Source organism: Gemmatimonadota bacterium, assembly GCA_026702745.1.
Classification (GTDB): Bacteria; JAAXHH01; JAAXHH01; order JAAXHH01; family JAAXHH01; genus JAAXHH01.
Window position 1 is genome coordinate 1 of the sequence record JAPPBT010000045.1, and the last position, 2,167, is coordinate 2,167.

The 2,167-nt window shown below is 61.2% G+C and carries 1 protein-coding gene; it reads left to right on the forward strand.

Features of this window, described 5'->3' with window-relative positions; genetic code table 11:
• Nucleotides 1-470 precede the first annotated feature (470 nt).
• A complete protein-coding gene (locus OXH56_06745; protein MCY3555007.1) occupies nucleotides 471-2,045 on the forward strand; it encodes a beta-ketoacyl synthase N-terminal-like domain-containing protein in 1,575 nt (524 codons plus the stop codon).
• Nucleotides 2,046-2,167 lie beyond the last annotated feature (122 nt).

A 2,167-nucleotide genomic window follows, 5' to 3' on the forward strand; every position in this document is an offset into this window, starting at 1 on the left:
ATGACGAAATCCCAGACTGACCTATATCGCCTCCTTTCCCGCGAATGGATCGGTTAACTGATTTACTAGCTCAAGACTGCCAATAACGGACTTCAAGACTGCTCGGATTTCGGGCCTTATCTACGAACTTTTCCCCATAAATATGATTAGATTGAGCAGCGGAGATGGGTTGGCCGACCCGTCTTAAATTGGATGTAATCAGTCACCACATCTGTTCTTTACTGGGGGGCCAAATCGGGTACAACAGGCAGGATTAGGTACGTCTGGTAAGGGAGAAACTGGGAGGATTTGAGAGCAGATTGGTGATTCGTTGAACCGACAGCAGGTCGAGGTTGCACCTATCCATCATTCCTAACGCCAGGGTGAATTGGCTTGAGTCCACCCCTGGATCAGCGTATATTGACGGAGCTGTAAGACCGTAGCAGTTACCGGTAGTTACGGCGGTTTCACCGTCTTCAGCGAGGTTCGACTTGCGCAGAATCGGCATATTCGGCTGGGGCATCGTGGCCCCCCGTTCGCCCAACATGGAAGCCTTTGCCCGCAACCTGGAGCAGTCGGAAAGCTGGCTGGCGCCCTTCGACGGGTTCGGTCCGAACAACTTCCTGGTGGGCGAACCCGATTTCGACTTCCGGGATTACCGGGCATGGATCGACGCCCGGTTTCCGTCGAACCGGTACACCCGCCTGGTCGACAAGATGGATCCCACCACGCTGCACGCGATCGGGGCCTTCATCCAGGCACTGGGACAGAACCCGGGCCTGGAGGAGGAACTCCAGGCGCTGGGAACGTCCGCCCACGTTTACATCGGCACCGGCGTCGGCAACATCCCCACCATCAGCCGGATCAGCATGGAACTGTACCGGGCCCAGCGCGCATGGGACCATTTCTGGGGTTCGGCGGAACGGAACGCCCGGCTTCGTGCCTATCTCACCCGGCACGACGATGAAGGCGTGGACGAAGCCATGCCGCCCCATCCGGAGACCGCGCCCTCCGCGACAAGAGACCAGGCCGAAGAATCCTGGAACGCTTACTGGACTACCCAGTCGGAGGAACTGAGGTCGTACCTCGAGACCCTGGCCGAAATCGAGGGGATGAACGTCGAGGGGACCGTCGAGTCCGGCAAAATGAAGCTCATTCGCGACAAGCAGCGCCGGAAGCACCAGCTGCAGGACGAATGGGGCGCTCCCGAGCCACCGTGGGAATGCGTCTCGGCCGACCTGATCTGGAACATCCACAACACACCCGCGTCGCAGGTGACCATGATGGGGCAGATTCACGGTCTGTCGCTGGCGCCCGTGGCCGCCTGCTCCACTTTCGGCGTGTGTCTCAAACTCGGCATGGACGCCATCCGGCGCGGCGAGGCAAAGGCCGTGGTCGTCGGCGCCACGGATCCGCCCCCCACGTCCCTGCTGGTGGGCGCTTTCTACCGCGCCCGGGTCTCCGCCGCGGACGGCGCCGTGTCCAAGCCCCTGACCGGGCTTCGCGGCACCCACGTCTCGGGCGGTTCGGTGCTCTGGATCATCGGGGACTACGATTACATGATTGAGAAGGGGTTCAGGCCGGTCGGGATGGAACCCCTGGCCGTGGGCGTCAGTTCCGACGCCGACCACATCATCACCCCATCGAAGGAAGGACCGCAAATGGCGGTCGGCCAGGCCATCGAAGACGCCCGCGTTTCCGCCGGCGACATCGCATCGTGGGATTTACACGCCACGGCGACACCCGGCGATTTCCTCGAAATGGAGAACCTGCTCGAAATGGTGCCCGGTTCCGTGACGGTCACCGCGCGGAAAGGCACCTTCGGTCATGGCATGAGCGCCGGCGGAGGATGGGAACTGACGGCACAGTACCTCGGCTACGCGCGAGGCGCGCTATATCCCACGCCCCTCTCCCGCGACGAGGTGAATCCGGAGATCGAAAGCCTGCACACCCGGTTCGTCTACGACACCGCGTGCCCGCCTCCTGACGGCATAGCCGGCAAGCTGTCCATGGGGATCGGGGGCATCAACGCCTGCGTCATCTCCCGGCCGCTTCGGGACGAGTGACGGCGAACTGGTCCAAATTAAACCGTTGAATACAGGAAAGCCCCGTTAACCGCAACGGGGCTTTCCTTTTTTAAAGTGCCGATCGCCCTTTTCAGTGGCCGGTGGCTCCTACTCAGGGCGAA